The 16,572-nt window shown below is 67.5% G+C and carries 14 protein-coding genes, 1 tRNA gene and 2 pseudogenes; 6 read left to right on the top strand and 11 right to left on the bottom strand.

Annotation, left to right across the window (positions count from 1 at the left end):
* Window positions 1-26 precede the first annotated feature (26 nt).
* The 3 genes from ABIC30_RS08370 to ABIC30_RS08360 all read right to left on the bottom strand — a co-directional run bounded on the left by ABIC30_RS08370 (window position 27) and on the right by ABIC30_RS08360 (window position 3,094).
* On the bottom strand, window positions 27-1,181 hold the full coding sequence (locus ABIC30_RS08370; RefSeq protein WP_026604779.1) for an efflux RND transporter periplasmic adaptor subunit: 1,155 nt from the start codon (window positions 1,179-1,181) through the stop codon (window positions 27-29).
* Window positions 1,182-1,326: 145 nt separating this feature from the next.
* Complete coding sequence (locus ABIC30_RS08365) at window positions 1,327-1,647, bottom strand: rhodanese-like domain-containing protein (protein WP_020092179.1); 321 nt, start codon at window positions 1,645-1,647, stop codon at window positions 1,327-1,329.
* Window positions 1,648-1,813: 166 nt separating this feature from the next.
* Window positions 1,814-3,094, bottom strand: coding sequence for a glycosyltransferase family 4 protein (locus tag ABIC30_RS08360; protein WP_234082739.1), 1,281 nt, complete (start codon window positions 3,092-3,094; stop codon window positions 1,814-1,816).
* Window positions 3,095-3,233: 139 nt separating this feature from the next.
* Between ABIC30_RS08360 and ABIC30_RS08355 the strand changes: the two genes are divergently transcribed.
* Window positions 3,234-3,311: transfer RNA gene (locus ABIC30_RS08355), tRNA-Pro, on the top strand.
* Window positions 3,312-3,845: 534 nt separating this feature from the next.
* Here the strand turns inward: ABIC30_RS08355 and ABIC30_RS08350 are convergent.
* The 7 genes and pseudogenes from ABIC30_RS08350 to ABIC30_RS08320 form a co-directional block, all read right to left on the bottom strand.
* Window positions 3,846-4,667, bottom strand: coding sequence for an oxidoreductase (locus ABIC30_RS08350; protein ID WP_100251308.1), 822 nt, complete (start codon window positions 4,665-4,667; stop codon window positions 3,846-3,848).
* 328 nt (window positions 4,668-4,995) lie between these two features.
* Complete coding sequence (locus tag ABIC30_RS08345) at window positions 4,996-6,402, bottom strand: MATE family efflux transporter (protein WP_234082743.1); 1,407 nt, start codon at window positions 6,400-6,402, stop codon at window positions 4,996-4,998.
* 36 nt (window positions 6,403-6,438) lie between these two features.
* Window positions 6,439-6,672: a hypothetical protein gene (locus ABIC30_RS08340; RefSeq protein ID WP_158684234.1), complete on the bottom strand. Its 234-nt coding sequence runs from the start codon at window positions 6,670-6,672 to the stop codon at window positions 6,439-6,441.
* A 309-nt stretch (window positions 6,673-6,981) separates the two neighbouring features.
* Window positions 6,982-7,568, bottom strand: a pseudogene (locus ABIC30_RS08335) (IS3 family transposase); the annotation flags it as partial.
* A gap of 254 nt (window positions 7,569-7,822) precedes the next feature.
* A complete protein-coding gene (locus tag ABIC30_RS08330) occupies window positions 7,823-8,014 on the bottom strand; it encodes a hypothetical protein (RefSeq protein WP_020095026.1) in 192 nt (63 codons plus the stop codon).
* A 92-nt stretch (window positions 8,015-8,106) separates the two neighbouring features.
* Window positions 8,107-8,277 (bottom strand): hypothetical protein, encoded by a 171-nt coding sequence (locus ABIC30_RS08325; RefSeq protein ID WP_170855082.1) that lies wholly within the window; start codon window positions 8,275-8,277, stop codon window positions 8,107-8,109.
* A 572-nt stretch (window positions 8,278-8,849) separates the two neighbouring features.
* Window positions 8,850-9,038 carry a nuclease gene (locus tag ABIC30_RS08320; protein ID WP_234082745.1) on the bottom strand — a complete coding sequence of 63 codons (189 nt, stop codon included), beginning with the start codon at window positions 9,036-9,038 and terminating at the stop codon, window positions 8,850-8,852.
* Between the two features lie 1,119 nt (window positions 9,039-10,157).
* Here ABIC30_RS08320 and ABIC30_RS08310 point away from each other — a divergent pair.
* The 4 genes and pseudogenes from ABIC30_RS08310 to ABIC30_RS08295 form a co-directional block, all read left to right on the top strand.
* Window positions 10,158-10,270 (top strand): annotated as a pseudogene (locus tag ABIC30_RS08310) (LexA family protein); the annotation flags it as partial.
* A gap of 296 nt (window positions 10,271-10,566) precedes the next feature.
* Window positions 10,567-11,553: an NAD(P)H-binding protein gene (locus tag ABIC30_RS08305; protein ID WP_026605224.1), complete on the top strand. Its 987-nt coding sequence runs from the start codon at window positions 10,567-10,569 to the stop codon at window positions 11,551-11,553.
* 314 nt (window positions 11,554-11,867) lie between these two features.
* Window positions 11,868-12,491 carry a glutathione S-transferase family protein gene (locus tag ABIC30_RS08300; protein ID WP_081636526.1) on the top strand — a complete coding sequence of 208 codons (624 nt, stop codon included), beginning with the start codon at window positions 11,868-11,870 and terminating at the stop codon, window positions 12,489-12,491.
* Between the two features lie 589 nt (window positions 12,492-13,080).
* A complete protein-coding gene (locus tag ABIC30_RS08295) occupies window positions 13,081-14,091 on the top strand; it encodes a glycosyltransferase (protein ID WP_354454671.1) in 1,011 nt (336 codons plus the stop codon).
* A 323-nt stretch (window positions 14,092-14,414) separates the two neighbouring features.
* Here ABIC30_RS08295 and gcvA read toward each other — a convergent pair whose 3' ends face one another.
* Window positions 14,415-15,305 carry a transcriptional regulator GcvA gene (gene gcvA / locus ABIC30_RS08290; protein ID WP_020095032.1) on the bottom strand — a complete coding sequence of 297 codons (891 nt, stop codon included), beginning with the start codon at window positions 15,303-15,305 and terminating at the stop codon, window positions 14,415-14,417.
* A 95-nt stretch (window positions 15,306-15,400) separates the two neighbouring features.
* Between gcvA and ABIC30_RS08285 the strand changes: the two genes are divergently transcribed.
* Window positions 15,401-16,357 carry a zinc-dependent alcohol dehydrogenase family protein gene (locus ABIC30_RS08285; protein ID WP_020095033.1) on the top strand — a complete coding sequence of 319 codons (957 nt, stop codon included), beginning with the start codon at window positions 15,401-15,403 and terminating at the stop codon, window positions 16,355-16,357.
* The last annotated feature ends 215 nt before the right edge of the window (window positions 16,358-16,572 follow it).

Below are 16,572 nucleotides of genomic sequence, written 5' to 3'. Positions count from 1 at the left end.
AGGCGTTCGTGTCGAGCCGCGCGGGCTCAGGTCTTGCTCGGGGGCAATTCGATCGTCTCGGGGGTGACCTTCGCGCCCGGACGGACACGAGACAGCCCGTTGACCACCACGGTCTCGTCGCCCTTCAGCCCTGACTGGATCACCCGGTAGCCGTCGACCTTCGGTCCCAGCACGACGTCCTTCTGCTGGATCACGTTCTCGGGCCCGACGATGTAGACGATCCGCTTGTCCTGATTGGCCGCCACGGCGTCGTCGGGCAGCAGGATGCCCTGGAACGGCTTGGTCGCCGGCATCGAGACGATGCCGAACAGGCCGGGCTTGATGAACAGGTCGGGGTTCGGGACGGTCGCGCGCAGCAGGATCGTGCCGGTGGCGTTGTCGACGCGGTTGTCGACGAAGTCGAGCGTGCCCTTGCGGGTGGGCTTCGCCTCGCCGGACAGGGCGATCAGGATCGGCACGCCCTTACCCTGCTGGGTCTGGCCCATGCCGATGCCGAGGCTGTTCTGGTACTTGAGGAACGACTTCTCATCGACCGTGTAGCTGAAATAGATCGGGTCGAGGGACACGATCGTCGTCAGCATGGTCTGGTCGGCGCTGACGATGTTGCCCTCGGTCACCAGGCGGCGGCTGATACGGCCGTTGATCGGCGCCTTCACCTCGCTGAAGTCGTAGTTCAGCTGGGCGTTGTTGAGGGCGGCCTGGGCGCTGTCGACGTCGGCCTGGGCGGTCTGCGAGGCCTGCCGGCGCTGGTCGGTGACCTGCTCGGAGATGTTGCCGCTGCGGGACAGGGTCTGCGCGCGCTCCAGGTCCGTCTGCGAGAAGGACTGGCGCGCCTTGGCGGAGGCCAGGGCCGCCTGGGCCTGCTCCAGCGCCGCCTTGTAGGGGCGCCGGTCGATCACGAACAGGACGTCGCCCTTCTTCACCGTCTGGCCGTCGACGAAGTTGATCTTCTCGAGGTAGCCGGTGACGCGGGCGCGGACCTCGACGTAATCGATCGCGTCGAAGCGGCCGGTATACTGATCCTGCTCGACGATCTGGCGCACCACGGGCTTGGCCACGGTGACCTTGGGCGGCGGGCCGCCCGGCGCCTGCGCGCGGGCCGAAGTCGCGAGGGGGCCTGCCGCGAGAGCCGCGATCAGGCCAGACAAGACGGTGAGTAGGCTGGGAAGCCGGCTGCGCATCGGGTCCTGCTGTCCGTTGGCCGACCGTCCGGTCGCGCCGAGCTTGACGATTGTTCCGCCGCGGGTGCGCCGTAACCCGCGGTCGACGGTGTTGCTTGTGCGCGAACGCACATCACGGTCCCGCGAGCCGGATTGAAACGGCAGATTAGGCGACAGTTTCGCCCGCGCTGTACCAGTCCTTGAAACCGCCCTTGTAGTGTTCGGCGAGGTCGAGCCCGGCATTCTGCGCCGCCATGAGCGCGTGAACCGAGCGGACGCCCGAGGCGCACGAGAACACCGCCCGCCGGCCGTCCTCGGCGACGAGGGCCGCGACCGCCTGCGGGTCGAAGCCGGAGAGCGGGTGCGAGACGGCGCCGGGGATGTGCCCGGCCTCGTACTCGTGCGATTCACGGACGTCGATGAGCAGCATCGAGCCGTCATCGAGCCCTTGCTTGACCGTCTCGCGATCGAGGTCGACCACCCGCATCGGCAGGATCTCCGTTCCGCCCGCTCTCGGCCAGGCTGGCTGACTGACGCTTTTCCTTATTCGTCAGACTCCGGCGGCGCAACGTGCGTCGTCGTCCCGCGGTCGCGGGCCGCGACCGTCGGCCGGCGGGCAGGCGTCTGGGTCCGGCGCGGATCGGCGGTCGCCGTCAGAGCGCCGCGAGGGTCGGCGCCACGGCCGCGAAATGCGCGGGCCAGTCCGGCGGCCGGTACCCGGTCAGACGGCCGGCTAGTTCGGCGCGGAGCGACCCGTCGGGCCGCGCGAGCGCCTCGATCGCCTCGATCCAGCCCGGACCGTCCAGGGGATCGCGGAACAGCGCGAAGCCGTCGGCGATCTCGCGGTGGACGGCGATGTCAGAGGCGATTACCGGCAGCCCCGAGGCCGCGGCCTCGACGACGGGGATGCCGTAGCCCTCGGTGAAGGACGGCATCAGCAGGGCGGTGCAGCTGCGCATCAGTGCCGCCAGACCGTGGGTCGACAATCCCGAGGCCTCGATGACGTGGGCGCGCACGCCGGGGCAGCGCTCCAGCATGTCGATGGCGCTCTCCGCCTCCCAGCCCCGGCGCCCGACCACGACGAGCCGGGGTGCCGCCGCCCCGTGGCGCTCGGCCAGGAGCCGCCAGATCTGGAACAGCAGCAGGTGGTTCTTGCGCGACTCGATGGTGCCGCAGACCAGGAAGGTCGGCCGGTCGGGGGTGAACCGGGGCCCGGCGTGGCCGAAGGCGGGCTCGACCCCGAGATGGCCCACGGCCACCGGCGGCCGCCCGAACCCCTCGGCGGCGAGATGCGCGAGGGTGCGCCGGCCGGTATCCTCCGAATTCACCAGGATGGCGGAGGCGTGCCGCCCGATCGTGCGCAGGCGCGCCCGGTGCCGGTCAGCCTCACCGGACCGGCCGTATTCCGGGTGGGTGATCGGGATGAGGTCGTGGACGAAGAACGCCGCCCGCACGTCCCGCCGGGTATAGAGCCAGTCGAACCGCCGCGGGTCGTCGAGGCGCAGGTGCGAGGTGTGCAGGTATAGCGCGTCCCGGGGCAGGATCGCGACCGACCGGCCGCGCAGCGCGATGTCGACGGTCTTGCGCGCCTGGATCCGCCGCCGGTCGGCGGACCCGGCCTGCGGTGCGGTGCCGGGCGCCGGCGCGGCGGCGGGATCGCCGCAGCGGGACGCGAGCCGCCGGTAGACCGGGTCCGACGCGGCGTCCCGGTCCTCGACCCAGCCGGCCGCCACGGCCTCGACGATCTCCAGCGCCTGCGCGCGGTCGAGGATGCGCGGTCCGAACGCCGTGGAGACGACGCCGACGCCCGTCTCCGCTCGGCCGAGATAGGCGCGCGCGTAGGCGAGGTCGACGCGGTCGATGCCCGACGGGCTCGCGTGGCGCAGCCGCGTGACGAGGCGCGTGAGATCGAAGGCGATCGGTCGGTCCGTCATGATCCTCTGGCAATCGCGGGGGCGAGGCCTCCCCGTAGCGGGCCTGACCCGCGAGAGCCAGCACATCCGCGCGGCCCGCGCGCCGAAGGGCTTGCGCGGGCGCGGCGCGGAGGCTAAGAGCCGCGAGCCCTAGCGGCGTCGGAGTGTAGCGCAGCCCGGTTAGCGCACTAGTCTGGGGGACTAGGGGTCGTGGGTTCGAATCCCGCCACTCCGACCATTCAAGCCTTTGGGCAACAAGGCTCTGTCCTGGAACGATCGCTAGTCAGTCCGCGAGCAAAGGCGGAACGCGCGGTGCACGTGGGCACTATGGGCCACCAGAGCCACCCACGGTCTGTTCTCGGTCGGTGCATTCCTGGCGGCGAAGGGTCGCCGAAGCCCATGGCCTCGAACCCGACCGTCTCGGCGCTTCACGAGGCCGCCGAGCTCTCTGACGAGGCGATCGACTTGGATCCCCGGCAGCGCGGCCGGCGGCGGAGGCGCGCCTCCCCGACTTTCATCGCCCGCAGGTAGGCGCGGCCGTCCAGGCTTCGCCCTGCCTTGGCCAGATCGGATCATTCCACCACACGTCGACGAAGCGGTGCGGAGCTGCGGGTGCTGTCGGTGTGCCTGGTGAGAACTCCCTTCCGCGCTGCCCAAACTCGCCATCGCGCGACGCGGCGCGGAGGGTCAGGATCGACGGCGCTGGCGCCCGGCCGATCTCAACCCCTGCACGCCGACACGCGCCGGATCCGCGACCTCTCCGGACTCGCGATCACGGGACCTGCGGGAGGCGCATCTCCTTGCGGAAGCTCTTGTCGAAGGCGGTGGCCGGCACGAAGCGGCGCAGCAGGCTGACCTGCTTCGCCTTGGGGCCCGCCGTGTAACGGCGCTTCGGGCTCGTCGCGGTGGCGGCTTCGACGATGACCTTCGCCACGACCTCGGGCGCATCGGCGGACTTCATGACCTCGCTCAGGAACCGGTCCCGACCGGCGCGCTCCGCCTCGTAGATGCCGAGCGGCGCGTCGGGGCGCACGAGGTTCCGGTCGAAGGCCGTCCGGGTGAAGGCGGGCTCGACGAGCACGATCCGGATCCCTTGCCCACGAACCTCGTGGTCCAGCGACTCGGAGTAGCCTTCGACGGCGTGCTTGCTGGCGCCGTAGAGCGCCATGTAGGGGGCCGGGATCAGGCCCTGAACAGAGCTGACGTTGACGATCCGGCCGCCCTTCTGCGCGCGCATCAGGGGAAGCACGGCGCGGGTCGTCCGGATGACGCCGAACAGGTTCACGTCGAACATGGCCTGAGCCTGCGAGACCGACGATTCCTCGGCCGCGCCGCTGATGCCGAAGCCGGCGTTGTTCACGAGGAGGTCGATCCTCCCCGTCTCGCCGAAGACGGTCTCGACCATCTCAGTGACCGATCTCTCATCGGTGACGTCACAGACGATGGTAGCCATCCCGCCGTCCACGGCCGGGGACGCCCTCCGGCTGGTCCCGAATACGCGGTAGCCTGCAGCCTGAAGGGCCTTCGCCGTCTCCAGCCCGATGCCGGACGAGGCGCCTGTCACCACCGCGGTCTTAATGCTGCCCTTGCTCATATCGCCCTCCGATCCACGCGGCACCTTGCCCGCCGCGGCTCGATATAAATTATGGTCATCATTTTTGAAAGCAAGCCAGATCCGAGGGCCTCGCCAATCCGGTCCAGGGTCTCGGAGGATTCATCGGCGATCTCCGTCATGGATCACGAGCGCGGGTCGGTCGGTTCGAGGATCCTGCCGAACTGCTCCTCGGGTGCTCCCAGCACCGTCGCCTCGAGACAGGCGGGCGCCCCGCTCATCCCGAAGGAGACGCGGCCCCGGGACGCGGACGCCGTTCGCCTCGGAGGCGCCGACACCCATCGGCCTCGTCCGCGTCGCAGGCCTCGTCTCAGCGTCCCGAATTGGCGGCCGCCGTAAGGCTTGGCGGAACAGGGGATGTGCTCGGCGCGGGCTCCGCCAGGAACATCCGGCCGGTCGCGAAGGCGGCCGCGTTGACGAGGCCCATGGCGACGAAGCCGGCCGAGAGGGCGACGAACATCCCGACCAAGCCCAGCCCGAGCCTCGCCGCGATCCAGGCTCCCCCCAGGGCCACGGCCATCCGAAGGACGCTCGCGGCGAGCGGCCAGCCGACACGCCCGGCCCCCTGGGCCGCGAAGTAGAGGGCAAGGCCGGCCCCGAAGAATCCGTAGAACGGTCCGACGACGCGCAGGTAGGTCGAGCCGGTGGCGAGCATCGCCGGATCGTGCCCGAACAGGCCGAGCCACCCGGCAGGATGGAGGGCGGCCGTGAGGCCGATGGCCTCCGTCAGGACACCCGCCACGAGGGCGCCGGTCAGCGCGGCCTGACGGGCGCGTGCGTGCATCCCGGCCCCGAGGGCGGTCCCGACGAGGGCGGCGATCGGCGAGCCGAGCCCGAACACCAGGGGGACCAGCAGGTACTCAAGCCTCGCGCCGGTCCCGTATCCCGCCACCGCCGCCGGTCCCGCCGTCCCGACGAAGCCGGTCGCGGCGATGACGGTGACGTTGGAGGTCATGCTGGCGATGCCGGAGAGCAGGCCGACGTGCAGGATCTCGCGGGACGGCGCCCAGGTCAGCCTCGGCGGGCGAGGGCTCGGGCGCAGGACACCTCGGCCGGACCAGATGTAGGCGGCGAAGACGGTGGCGCCGACGGCGTAGTAGGCGGCGAAGGCGACACCGCCGCCCACGACCCCGAGGCGAGGGAACGGCCCCCACCCGAAGATCAGCGCGGGCGAGAGCGGGATCAGCAGGACGGCCCCGGCGCAGGTGACGCCGGCCGGGAGCGCCATGTTGCCGGTCCCGCGGATCACCGCCGCCAGCGCGTTGAACAGCCAGATCAGGATCGCCGCGCCGAACACGACGGTCGCGTAGGCCGTCGCGGCCCGGAGCGAGGCACCCGTACCGCCCATCGCCGCGTAGAGGCGCGGTCCCAGGGTCAAGGCGAGCAGGCTGGTCACCGCACCGAGGCCGAGGCCGATGGCGGCGGCGTGCCACGCGAGCAGACCCGCCGCGTCCTGCCGACCGCCGCCCAGGGTGCGCGAGACCGCCGACTGGATGCCGCCGCCCATGCCGCCCGCGGACAGCATCTGGACGAGCATGACCACCGGGAAGACGAGCGCCATTCCGGCGAGGGCGTCGGTGCCGAGCTCGGCGACGAAGTAGGTCTCGATCAGGCCGATGGAGGTCTGGACGACCATGACCGCGACATTCGGCACGGCCATCCGGGCCAGTGTCGGCAGGAGAGGGGCCGTCAGCAGTCGGCGCGTCCTGATGTCCATGAGGGCTTCCTCGTCCGTGACAGCTTCGGCGGCCGGCTACGCGATGCCCGAGGAGCGGACTCGGGAGGTCGGGCCCCCTCGTCCGGCTTCGGGGGTATTGGACAGGAGCCCCGGCCGGCCATCCGAGACCTGGATGTTGGCGTCGACGATGGTCACGCCGATGGGGCCTCCGAACTGCTCAAGGCCCTCGATCTCGGCGCCGCTACCCTCGACCATCCCCGCGGCCGGCGCGACCTCGGAGGCCTGGACCAAGGCTGGCTTCAGGGTCACGGAAATCCGGGCCGGCCAAGCCGGTGCGTACGATGACCAGTCCGCATCCATCGCCGGCTCCCCCGCGGGCCCTCGACGGTTTGATATGACGCCCATAATCTATTATGATCGTCATCTATCGTCAACGGCCTTCCCATCTGCCAAGCGAGGCTTTCTTGGACAATCGGGCCGCGCATCCCGAGCCGGCGGTCGGCGAGGCCCGGGGCCCACGCGAGGTCCTCGAAGCCCGGGGCGTTGCCTGTGTCAGCGCCGATCTCCCGGCCGTCGCGACGCGCGGTCGTCACGCCCTCCCTGGTCAAAGGGATTCTGCGGAACCTCGAGCCTTTCGCGACGCCCGATGCGCCGAACCCGATCCTGGCCCGCTTGCCAGCAATCCGCTCGCAGCAGTGCGGTGACACGGCAGCAGCCGCAGCGCCCGCACTCGGATGCCAGGGTGATGATGGCAGGGGTCAACGCGTCCTCTTCGGCCGACACGGAGGGCACATCGCGTCGCGTGCCGCGGCGCTGGTCGACGGTCCGGCAGGCGTGGCGTTCCGGAAGACCGTACCTCTCCCGGATATCTGCAACCGCCTAGCGGCGTCGCTCGGATGCTACGAGGCTCCGGCCGCCACGTCCGCCAACATCTGCTTCTTCAAGGTCAGATCGGCCACGAGCCGCCGCGGCCGAGCCTTCTCGCGGTCTGGATCCTTCATCTTCCGAGCCTGATCGACTCGGAGACCGGCGTACGCCTTGCGCCAGCGTGAGGCACTCTGCTCAGAGATCTCCGCTTCCTCGCACGCAAGCGCCAAGTTCTTGCCCCGGGCTGTCTGCACCTCGATCTGGTGCAGCTTCGGCGCGCCCTGCTCCGCGCGCGTCGTCCGACCGCGCCGCCTGTCCGGCTCCTCCGGTCCTGGCAGATCCTCTCGATCAGCTCGGTCCGAAGGCGGCCGGTCAGGTCAGCCTGGACGCAGGCCGGGCGCCGTCCTCGTCGGAGGCTTAAACCGTCCCGCCTGCCCACGCGTCGACCGGGCCTCGGCATGCCCTCGAGGCTACCGCCTTCAGCCCCGACGGCACCGCCGCGCGGGACGTTCTCGCTGCCGCTGCACGCCCGCCGGGGCTCGAATCCGGACGGGCCATCCGGTTCGCCGGTCGGAGCTTTCCTGTCTCGCCTCTAGGCTTTCATCTCGGCGAGCATCTTCGCGCCCTCGGTCAAAAAGAACGCCTTGATCTTCGGGTTGCGGACCCGCAGGGCGCAGTGCCTCGCGATCTCGCTCATCGACCGGTTCTTCGGATTGTTGAGGAGATCGGTCAGGTACGTCTGAGCCTGGGCCTCGGTGTCGATGGTGAATGGCTGGGGGTCCACGAAGCACCTCTCGCTTTGACCTGCCCGGCGCGCCGTGGCGCGCCTCTCGATGCCCCGCCGACCGATGAATGGCGAGTCCGTGTCGAGCGCCCTTAGCGCGTCGCCTGCAAATCGATGATCGGGCCGCCGATGTCGAAGAATTCGTCGTCGGTGAACTCTGCCAACTCGATCTCCTCGCGCGGACGCTGAAACGGCAGGAACGCGGAGATCATTCCGAGACACAGCGCCCCGGCAATCAGGACGGCCAACAGCGCGAGGGTCATGGTCAACATCGGAACGCAATGCGATGTCAGACATATAGAACGGTAATCTTAAAACTTGCTTTCGGTGCACGGGATACCGCCCGGTAACCGCCGGCCGCGAACCTGCCGCCGGGCCGCGTTGCGTATCGGCTCGGCTCACACGCTGGTGAGATCAGGCGCTCCCCCGCCCCGTGAGCAGATCGGGGCGGGGCCGAGCGGACTTACCGACCGAGGGACGGGCCGCCCGACGTGCCGCCAGTGCCGGGCGGCCCACTCGTGGGGGTGCCGCCAATGTTGACGCCCGGCGTCGTGCCCGGGATCGACGAGTTGCTCGGGTTGGCCTCATTTCCACGGGTGACCGGGCTCGGTCCAAGATCCCGGGCACCCGGGCCGGCACCTCCGGTTGTCGCCGGCGGGGCGACCCCGGTGTTTCCAGCGCCGCCTGTCACCGTTTGCGCTGAGACCGGCGCGGCCAGGGCGATGGACAAGGCTCCTGCGAGCGCCGCGAGCGTGCGAGTCATGAAGTCGTCCCTGCGATTGCTGTGGCACAGGAACGGTTCATGTCGAGGGAAGTTCAGGGACGGGCGCGTCCATCACCCGCGCGCCGCTCGCCAGCCCGCGGCCTCGACCTCGCGGCAGAGTAAGCGCTCGCCGGAGCCCGTGTCGATCATGGTCCGGTCGTAGTCCCTGCTTCCGGGAAGCTGGTCGATCTCGTCGCCCTTGCGCGGGATGTCGCCCTCGATCGCGCAGACAGCCCGCGTGAGCGCTGCCGTGGGCGCCACGGGCTTCTCCATTTCCGGCCGGTCTCGACGCCACTGGCGCACTCGGCACGCTTCCAGTCCGACGGCGGATGCGGGTCCGGCAGATCACCCCGGTGTCGCCGTCGGTGACCGAAACGCGGCCGATCGGCAAACGCTGGGATCAGCCCGCAGCGATAAAAACCGGTCAGCCTGACCTCACCCGCAGCCTGTTCCCTCGGCGACAGCGCTATCGAGGGGGGCAGCAACGGCGGTGCGCATCCCGGTGCACCCCGAGGGTGACTGATCGGAGCAGGCGTCTCGCTGGTCCAGAAATGGAGAGTTCGTCGCGGGACCGTCGAGCATTTCGCCTGTGCGAGACCACCATTCGCGCTCGAATGTATCACCGCGGGAACGTTATTTAGTTGCATGCCCGCGCATTGGCTGCGATTTCAGCTCAAGCAGACAATGTTATATCATCATCGATAGGTAAATTATTACTGAATTATCATCTGGCCGACATCGAGGATCATCGTGTCGAAATATAGATCCAGCTCGTCCGGCTGAATTCTGCAGTGGCCCCTCACTGCTGCCGGAGGGAGCCGCATTCCATGTGTATCGTGAGACAAAAGTGCAAGTGCTCGACCCGCGTTCGGTATCAAATCGGGCAATCGCTTGGTTCACGCGACAAGTGCGCGCATCCGGTCGTGCGCTGGATCGGCTTCTCTAAACGTCGACGTAGTGAGATATCTCGGAGACGATCTGTCGGACAAGAAAGAATCAGCGTCATTCAGTTGAGTTGGGCACAGACATTTGGTCGACCGGTCAGTGTAGCGACGACCGGAATCGTTCAGCCTATGGCCACGGTGGTGCCGTTCGAATCGCCCTCGCGTTGACCGGCTCGAAGCCGATCGCGAGACGAAGAGACCGTTCTCGAGACGGCCGGTCTGGGGTTCGCGGCCAAGGGGCGCGGCTAACGATCAGCCCTGCAGGCTGTCGGCGACGTCGTCGGGGATCTGCACCCCACTGTCCGGAAATCGTGACGCTCTCCGCCTCGCCGGTCTCACCGCCGGCCACCACCTTCTGCGCCGCTGCGCCCGGCATCCGGCGTCCGGCATCCGCTTGGCCAGATTCTCGGCCTTCTTCGCCACCCCGCTCCCGGCCTGCGCCGGCGTCCTGTCCGCGGCCGACGGTTCCTCGAAGGCGCGCTGGAACTGCCCCGCTGGCGCGTGCCGAACCCACCCGCCACCTTCCTGCGGCGTAGCGCGGGCTCGTCAGGGAGGGCGCCGGCAAGTTCGCGTTGCGCACCCCGCGTTGCGCGACGCAAGTGAGCGAACTGCCGGTTGCGCACTTACAGGGTGCGCACCGTCCGGTTTCGCGACGGCTTGGGGTGGAGAGCGGAAGCCACCTCAGGCCAAGGGTCGACACTGGACAGGCGGTCTCGCGCAGCTGAACGTCAAGATTGACGCGGATCATTCTGCGGATCCCGTCGTATCTTCGCTTTCGCCGTTCGACGGGGCAGCGCAAGCGCCGCCGTCGCGCTAGGATGGTTGAACGTCGTGATGAAGCGATCATGAAAGCGGATCGACCGGACGGTGTGAGGCCGCGCCGTGTCCTCTTCCTGGGAGCGACCGGCACAATCGGCCGGGCAACGGTTCGGGCACTGGTCTCGCGCGGCCACGAGGTCGTCTGCCTCGTCAGGCGCCCTGCCGAAACCGCGATCCCGTCAGGCGCTACCGCGCGCATCGTGGATCTGACCGACACGGTGTCGCTGGCGCGCGACGGTGTCCGCGGCGAACGCTTCGACGCCCTGGTGTCGTGCCTCGCCTCGCGCACGGGGCTGCCCGACGATGCCTGGGCGATCGATTACGGCGCGCAGGTCGAGGCCTTGCACGCGGGTCTGACGGCCGGCGTCACGCATGTCGTGCTTCTGTCGGCGATCTGCGTCCAGAAGCCGATCCTCGCTTTTCAGCACGCCAAGCGCGCCTTCGAGGCAGAGCTGATCGCATCGGGGCTCGACTACACGATCGTTCGGCCCACCGCCTTCTTCAAATCGCTCTCGGGACAGATCGAACGCGTGAAACGCGGCAAGCCATTTCTGGTGTTCGGGGACGGGACCTTGACGGCCTGCAAGCCGATCAGCGACGACGACCTTGGCCGCTATCTCGCGGACTGCCTCGACGATGGGGACCGCCGCAATCGCGTTCTGCCGATCGGCGGCCCGGGCGAGGCGATCACGCCGCGCGCGCAGGGCGAGCGGCTCTTCGCCCTTCTGGGGCGCGAACCGCGCTTCACGCACATTCCGGTCGTGCTGCTGGACGCGATCGTCGCCGTTCTGACGACGATGGGCCGATGGGTGCCGGCCCTGGCCGCCAAGGCCGAACTCGCGCGGATCGGGCGCTACTACGCGACGGAGTCCATGCTCGTCCTGGACCCGGCGACGGGGCGATACGATGCCCAGGCCACTCCCTCGACGGGATCGGAGACGCTCTTCGACTACTATGCGCGCGTGGTCCGTGGCGAGGCGGTCGCCGAGCGCGGCGACCACGCGGTGTTCTGACGACGCGCAACAGGAGGTGTCGGCTTTTCCTGCAGTTTCACTCCGGAGCAGACCGGCATCTTTCGGCCAGCTTCTGCCGCCGCGCATGGCTCTCCCCAACGTCTCAGATGAATGGTTCCCTGCCCGACCGCATCTGGATTGTGGACGCATCGAAGCGGGCGTAGCCGTGGACATCGCTCGAGATCCTCTCGAGGTCGCTCGCTGCATCCGCTTTGCGCACTTGAGACAAGGGCGGTTAACTCCGCGGGTGGAAGATGCAACCACGCCCTCTGTGGTCATCTCTTCATCATTCCAGCGTTGGCTAACCCGCTCCCATGATCCGCATTCTCGGCAAGGCCAGCTCGATCAATGTTCGCAAGGTGCTTTGGACCTGTGCCGAGATCGGATTGGATTACGATCGCCAGGACTACGGCAGCGGCTTCCAAGCAACGGATACCCCGGAATTTCTGGCTCGCAACCCGAACGGCCTCGTGCCCGTGATTGAAGACGCGGCAGGTGCCTTGTGGGAGTCAAATACGATCTGCCGCTACCTCGCTGCGAGCGCCGCTCGGACGGATCTGCTCCCTGCTGACCCGCGTGGACGCGCTCTGGTTGAACAATGGATGGACTGGCAAGCGACCGAGTTGAACGCGTCTTGGCGGACGGCTTTCCTCGGCCTCGTTCGTCGTGATCCGGCCTACGCCGATCCAGACCGGATAGTGGCGGGGGTCGAGGCCTGGAACGCGAATATGGGGATCCTTGACCACCGTCTCTCCTCAACCGGAGCTTATGTGACCGGAGGAGCCTTCACGTTGGCGGATGTCGTACTCGGCTTGTCCGTAAACCGTTGGCGCATGACGCCAATGGAGCGCCCGAGCTATCCCGCCGTCTCGGCCTATCATGATCGCCTTCTCGCTCGATCCGGCTACCGAGACCACGGGGCGAATGGGATTCCTTAGTGGAATGCCAACCGCGCCTTCAATCCGAGGTTGCTGGACGATCGATAAGTGGCGGCTTTCGGCAGGCAACGACCGCTCTCCGAACGCCTGGGTTGGGTAGCTTGCGAATCGGCAACGTGGCGTGGATTCCCGCCGGTCAGCTTCGGCGTCGCGGATCTGTCGGAGCGCACGCCGTCATCCGGCCGCGTCGATATCCCTTCCGGCCCCCGGCGGGTACAGGTCAATGATCGGAACGTGCAGAACAAGAACTTCATTAGCGCTCTTGCTTTTTGTGGCGAAGGCTATAGACAGTACCGACGACTAAGATGATAAATCAACAGCCTCCGCGTCGGCGCAAAGCGCCACTCTCGAGTTTAAGAAAGACGTTCTTGGTCGGCATCTTACCGGAAGAAGGGAGCAGAATATCTGCTTCGGCCGCCACAGCTACGTTTATTTATTTTCATCCAAATCCGTTCGATTAAGACTGTGGCCCCAAATGAATACGCGCTCACCCGATAGCAAGAACTCGAGAGGCCACCCGTGACCGAGAGATGGTCTGATTGTTGCTCCGACCGCAGAAGATAGCAATCCGTTTCGTCAGGACATCATCATGCGATATGAACATGGTGTTTCTGTTGTTCTTGCCACGCATAACGGATCGAGATTTATCCGCGAACAGCTTGAAACTCTCGTCGGGCAAACAGTACATCCTCTTGAGATCATCGTTTCCGACGATGCATCTACGGATGACACGCTAGAAATTGTCCGAAATCTCTCTTGCGGCAGCGCAACCGAGTTCAAAATCCATGAGAACGTGCCCGCGCTCGGCTTTCGAAGCAATTTCTTGAGAGCCGCTCGGTTGGCGCGTGGAAAATTCGTCGCCTTCTGCGATCAGGACGATATCTGGGACACGAAGAAGATCGAGTTTTGCTCACCCTATCTGGACGATCGCAGCGTCTCGATGATCGCCCATACGGCCATCACTATCGACTCCAACAATCGCGAGCTTGGCGTCTTTCGGCAAGGCATTCATCGTACCGGCCTCAGAAAACCGCTCACCTACGATCCGTGGTTGACGTTCTTCGGATTTTCGATCGTCTTTCGACGAGAACTCTTGGATCTGTGGGATGTCGATGACCGTTTTATCGATTTCATTGTCCCCAGCGAGATGATCGCTCACGACCGTTGGGTAATGTTCCTGGCGCAAGTCGTCGGTCAGACCGTCGAGATCGATGTACCCCTGGTCCGCTATCGGCAGCACGCCCATAATCTGTTCGGAAACGGTGAGCGCGAGCGGAGCGCGGGTCGGAGGACGGTAGCTGGGGGCTTGGATCCCTACAGGGAAGCCACGACCGCCATGATCGATATCGTCGAGCGGCTTCCGGAAGCGACGGCTGAGCATTTTCCACTCTTCGATCGGGCAAGGGCGGCCGCTTTCTTTCGCAGCGCGCTTGACCAGCTCGAGAAGCGCGAAGCGATCTATCGAACTGAGACGCGCCTGGAGGCACTCCAGGGCCTGTCGGCACGTGTCGCCGGTGGAACCTATCGGGCGGTTCACAACGGCCGTCCACGATGGCGATCGATCGCGAAAGATCTCAGATTCGCACTCCTTCGTCGTTGACCGCCTTGGCGGGCTTGCAACAGGTCCCGTCGAACGTCTTCATCCACGCCTTTACGACACAGCATCGCCTGTCATTCTGACTTAAGCTTCGGTTTTACCGGACACTGGGTTTAGGCTTGCTATGACGCCGAGATTTACCGGCGATCGGCAAAAATTACGCTCCACGACGAGCACTGCGATCGAGCAGGGAGTTTGGGCCAACGCTTCGGACGGTCGCCACCTCATGGTCGAGATGCCGGGTCCCGCCCCGAACAAAGATTTCCGAACCGCCGACGGATGGCCGCTCGCGAACCGTCATACAGACCTCGCCACATGGTCCTGCGTCACCGGATGGCTGCGTTGCGCAGCCAGTCGATCAGCACCCCGACGCGTCCCGCCTGGGCCGGATGTCGCGGGTGGACGACCCAGTAGGGGTGCGCGTCGAGGACGGGGCCGAAGGGTTGAGTCAGCGTGCCGCTCGCTAGGTCGTCGGCGGTCAGTACGACCGAGACCAGCGCTATGCCCTGACCGGCGATCGCGGCCTGGATGACGTGACCTTCGTCGCTGAAGCGGATGCCCGCACCGCCATCGATATCGGTGATCCCGGCCTTCCGCAGCCAGGCCGGCCAGGTCGGCGTCTCGTCGGTCAGGTCGGGCCACTCGAAGTGCAGCAGGGGGTGGCGGGCCAGATCGCTCTCGGATCGAATGGCGAGACGCGGACTGCAAGCGGGTGCGACCCGGTCGACCACCAGCCTGTGCGCGTCGAGGCCGGGATAGGGACCGGGCCCGTATCGGACGGCGACGTCCACGCCGTCGCGGGCGAAGTCGACCAGGCTGTCGGACGCGTGCAGTCGCAGATCGCAACCGGGATGCGCGGCCCGGAAGTCGGCGAGCCGGGGCACGAGCCACTTCGCCACGAAGGCGGTCGGGGCCGAGAGCGTGAGAACGCCGGCCGCGTGCCGGCCGCGGATCTCATCGATGGCTCGGGCGAACGCGTCGAAACCGTCGCGCAGCACGGGCAGGAGAACGGTGCCCTCGGCGGTCAGCCGGACCCGGCGCGTCTCGCGGTGGAAGAGACGCAGCCCCAGGGTCTGCTCGAGAAGCCGGATCTGATGACTGATGGCGGTCGCCGTGACACCCAGCTCGTCGGCGGCAGCGCGGAAGCTCAGGCGGCGCCCGGCCGCCTCGAAGGCCCGGAGCGCCGCGAGGGGAGGAAGCGATCTCCGCATCGTCATGGCTGAACGTAGCTCATCGGCCTCGTGAGGAGAACGCGTTCGTCATCCCGCAGCCCGGCTGACACAAGGTTGGCCGGTCAGGACGGGAGGCTCTCTTGAAGGCGATGGTGTTGACGAAGTTCGGGGGGCCGGACAGCTTCGAGCTCCGGGAGCTGCCAGACCCTCGGCCGGGACCCCGGCAGGTCCGCGTGGCCGTGCATGCCACGTCGATCAACCCGCTCGACGGCCAGATCCGCCGCGGCGACTACGCCGCTCAGGTCGCGCTGCCGGCCATCATCGGGCACGACGTGTCCGGCGTCGTCGACCAGGTCGGATCCGACGTGACCGAGTTCCGCGCGGGGGATGAGGTCTATTACACGCCGCGGATCTTCGGCGGTCCGGGATCGTACGCTGAGTACCACGTCGCGGATGCCGGCATCGTCGCGCGCAAGCCGGTCAACCTCACCCATTCCGAGGCCGCGAGCGTCAGCCTCGTCGGCGTGACCGTCTGGGAAGGGCTGGTCGAGCGGGCCCGATTGCAGGTCACAGAGACCGTCCTCGTCCACGGCGGTGCCGGGGGCGTCGGGGCGATCGCCGTCCAGGTCGCGAAGGCCATCGGGGCACGGGTCCTGGCGACGGCGCGCGGCAGCGACGTGGCGCGCGTCGAGCGGCTCGGCGCCTCCGCCGTCATCGATTTCGAGCGCGAGGACTATGTAGACGCCGTCGATCGCCTGACCGAGGGCAGGGGCGTCGACGTCGTCCTGGACACGATCGGCCGCGACACGCTCGCGCGCTCCCCGCGCATCCTCCGCGAGGACGGGCGCGTCGTCACCCTGGTCGACACCGCGACGCCTCAGAACCTCATCGACGCTTGGGGCCGGAACGCCACCTACCACTTCGTCTTCTCGCGCCAGGACGGCCGCAAGCTCGACGCCGTGACGCGCCTCCTCGAGCGCGGCCTCGTGGTGCCGCGAGTCGGCCTGGAGTTTCCCCTCGACGAGGTCGCCAGCGCCCACGCGCGCTCCGAGGAGGGTCGGCTCGGAGGCAAGATCGTGCTCCGGGTGAGATCGTGAGGCGGCCAGACCTCGATCGCTGTCCCTGACGTGACACCGGCAGCGTCCGGCGCCGCGAAGGGAAGCGGCTCACCTGAGATCGAACCCGCGGAAACGGTGATGTCGCACCGTGGCAAGCCCGACCGGTCGGCGGGTCGAGCGGCACCCGGAGGCACGCGATCCTGCCGTCGACGACCTCGGTTACGTCCGTTCCGGTGACCGCGACCGGCCCGATC

This window comes from Methylobacterium sp. 1030 (genome assembly GCF_040544715.1).
In the GTDB taxonomy this organism is placed as follows: Bacteria; Pseudomonadota; Alphaproteobacteria; order Rhizobiales; family Beijerinckiaceae; genus Methylobacterium.
This window is presented reverse-complemented; position numbering and strand designations above follow the sequence as displayed.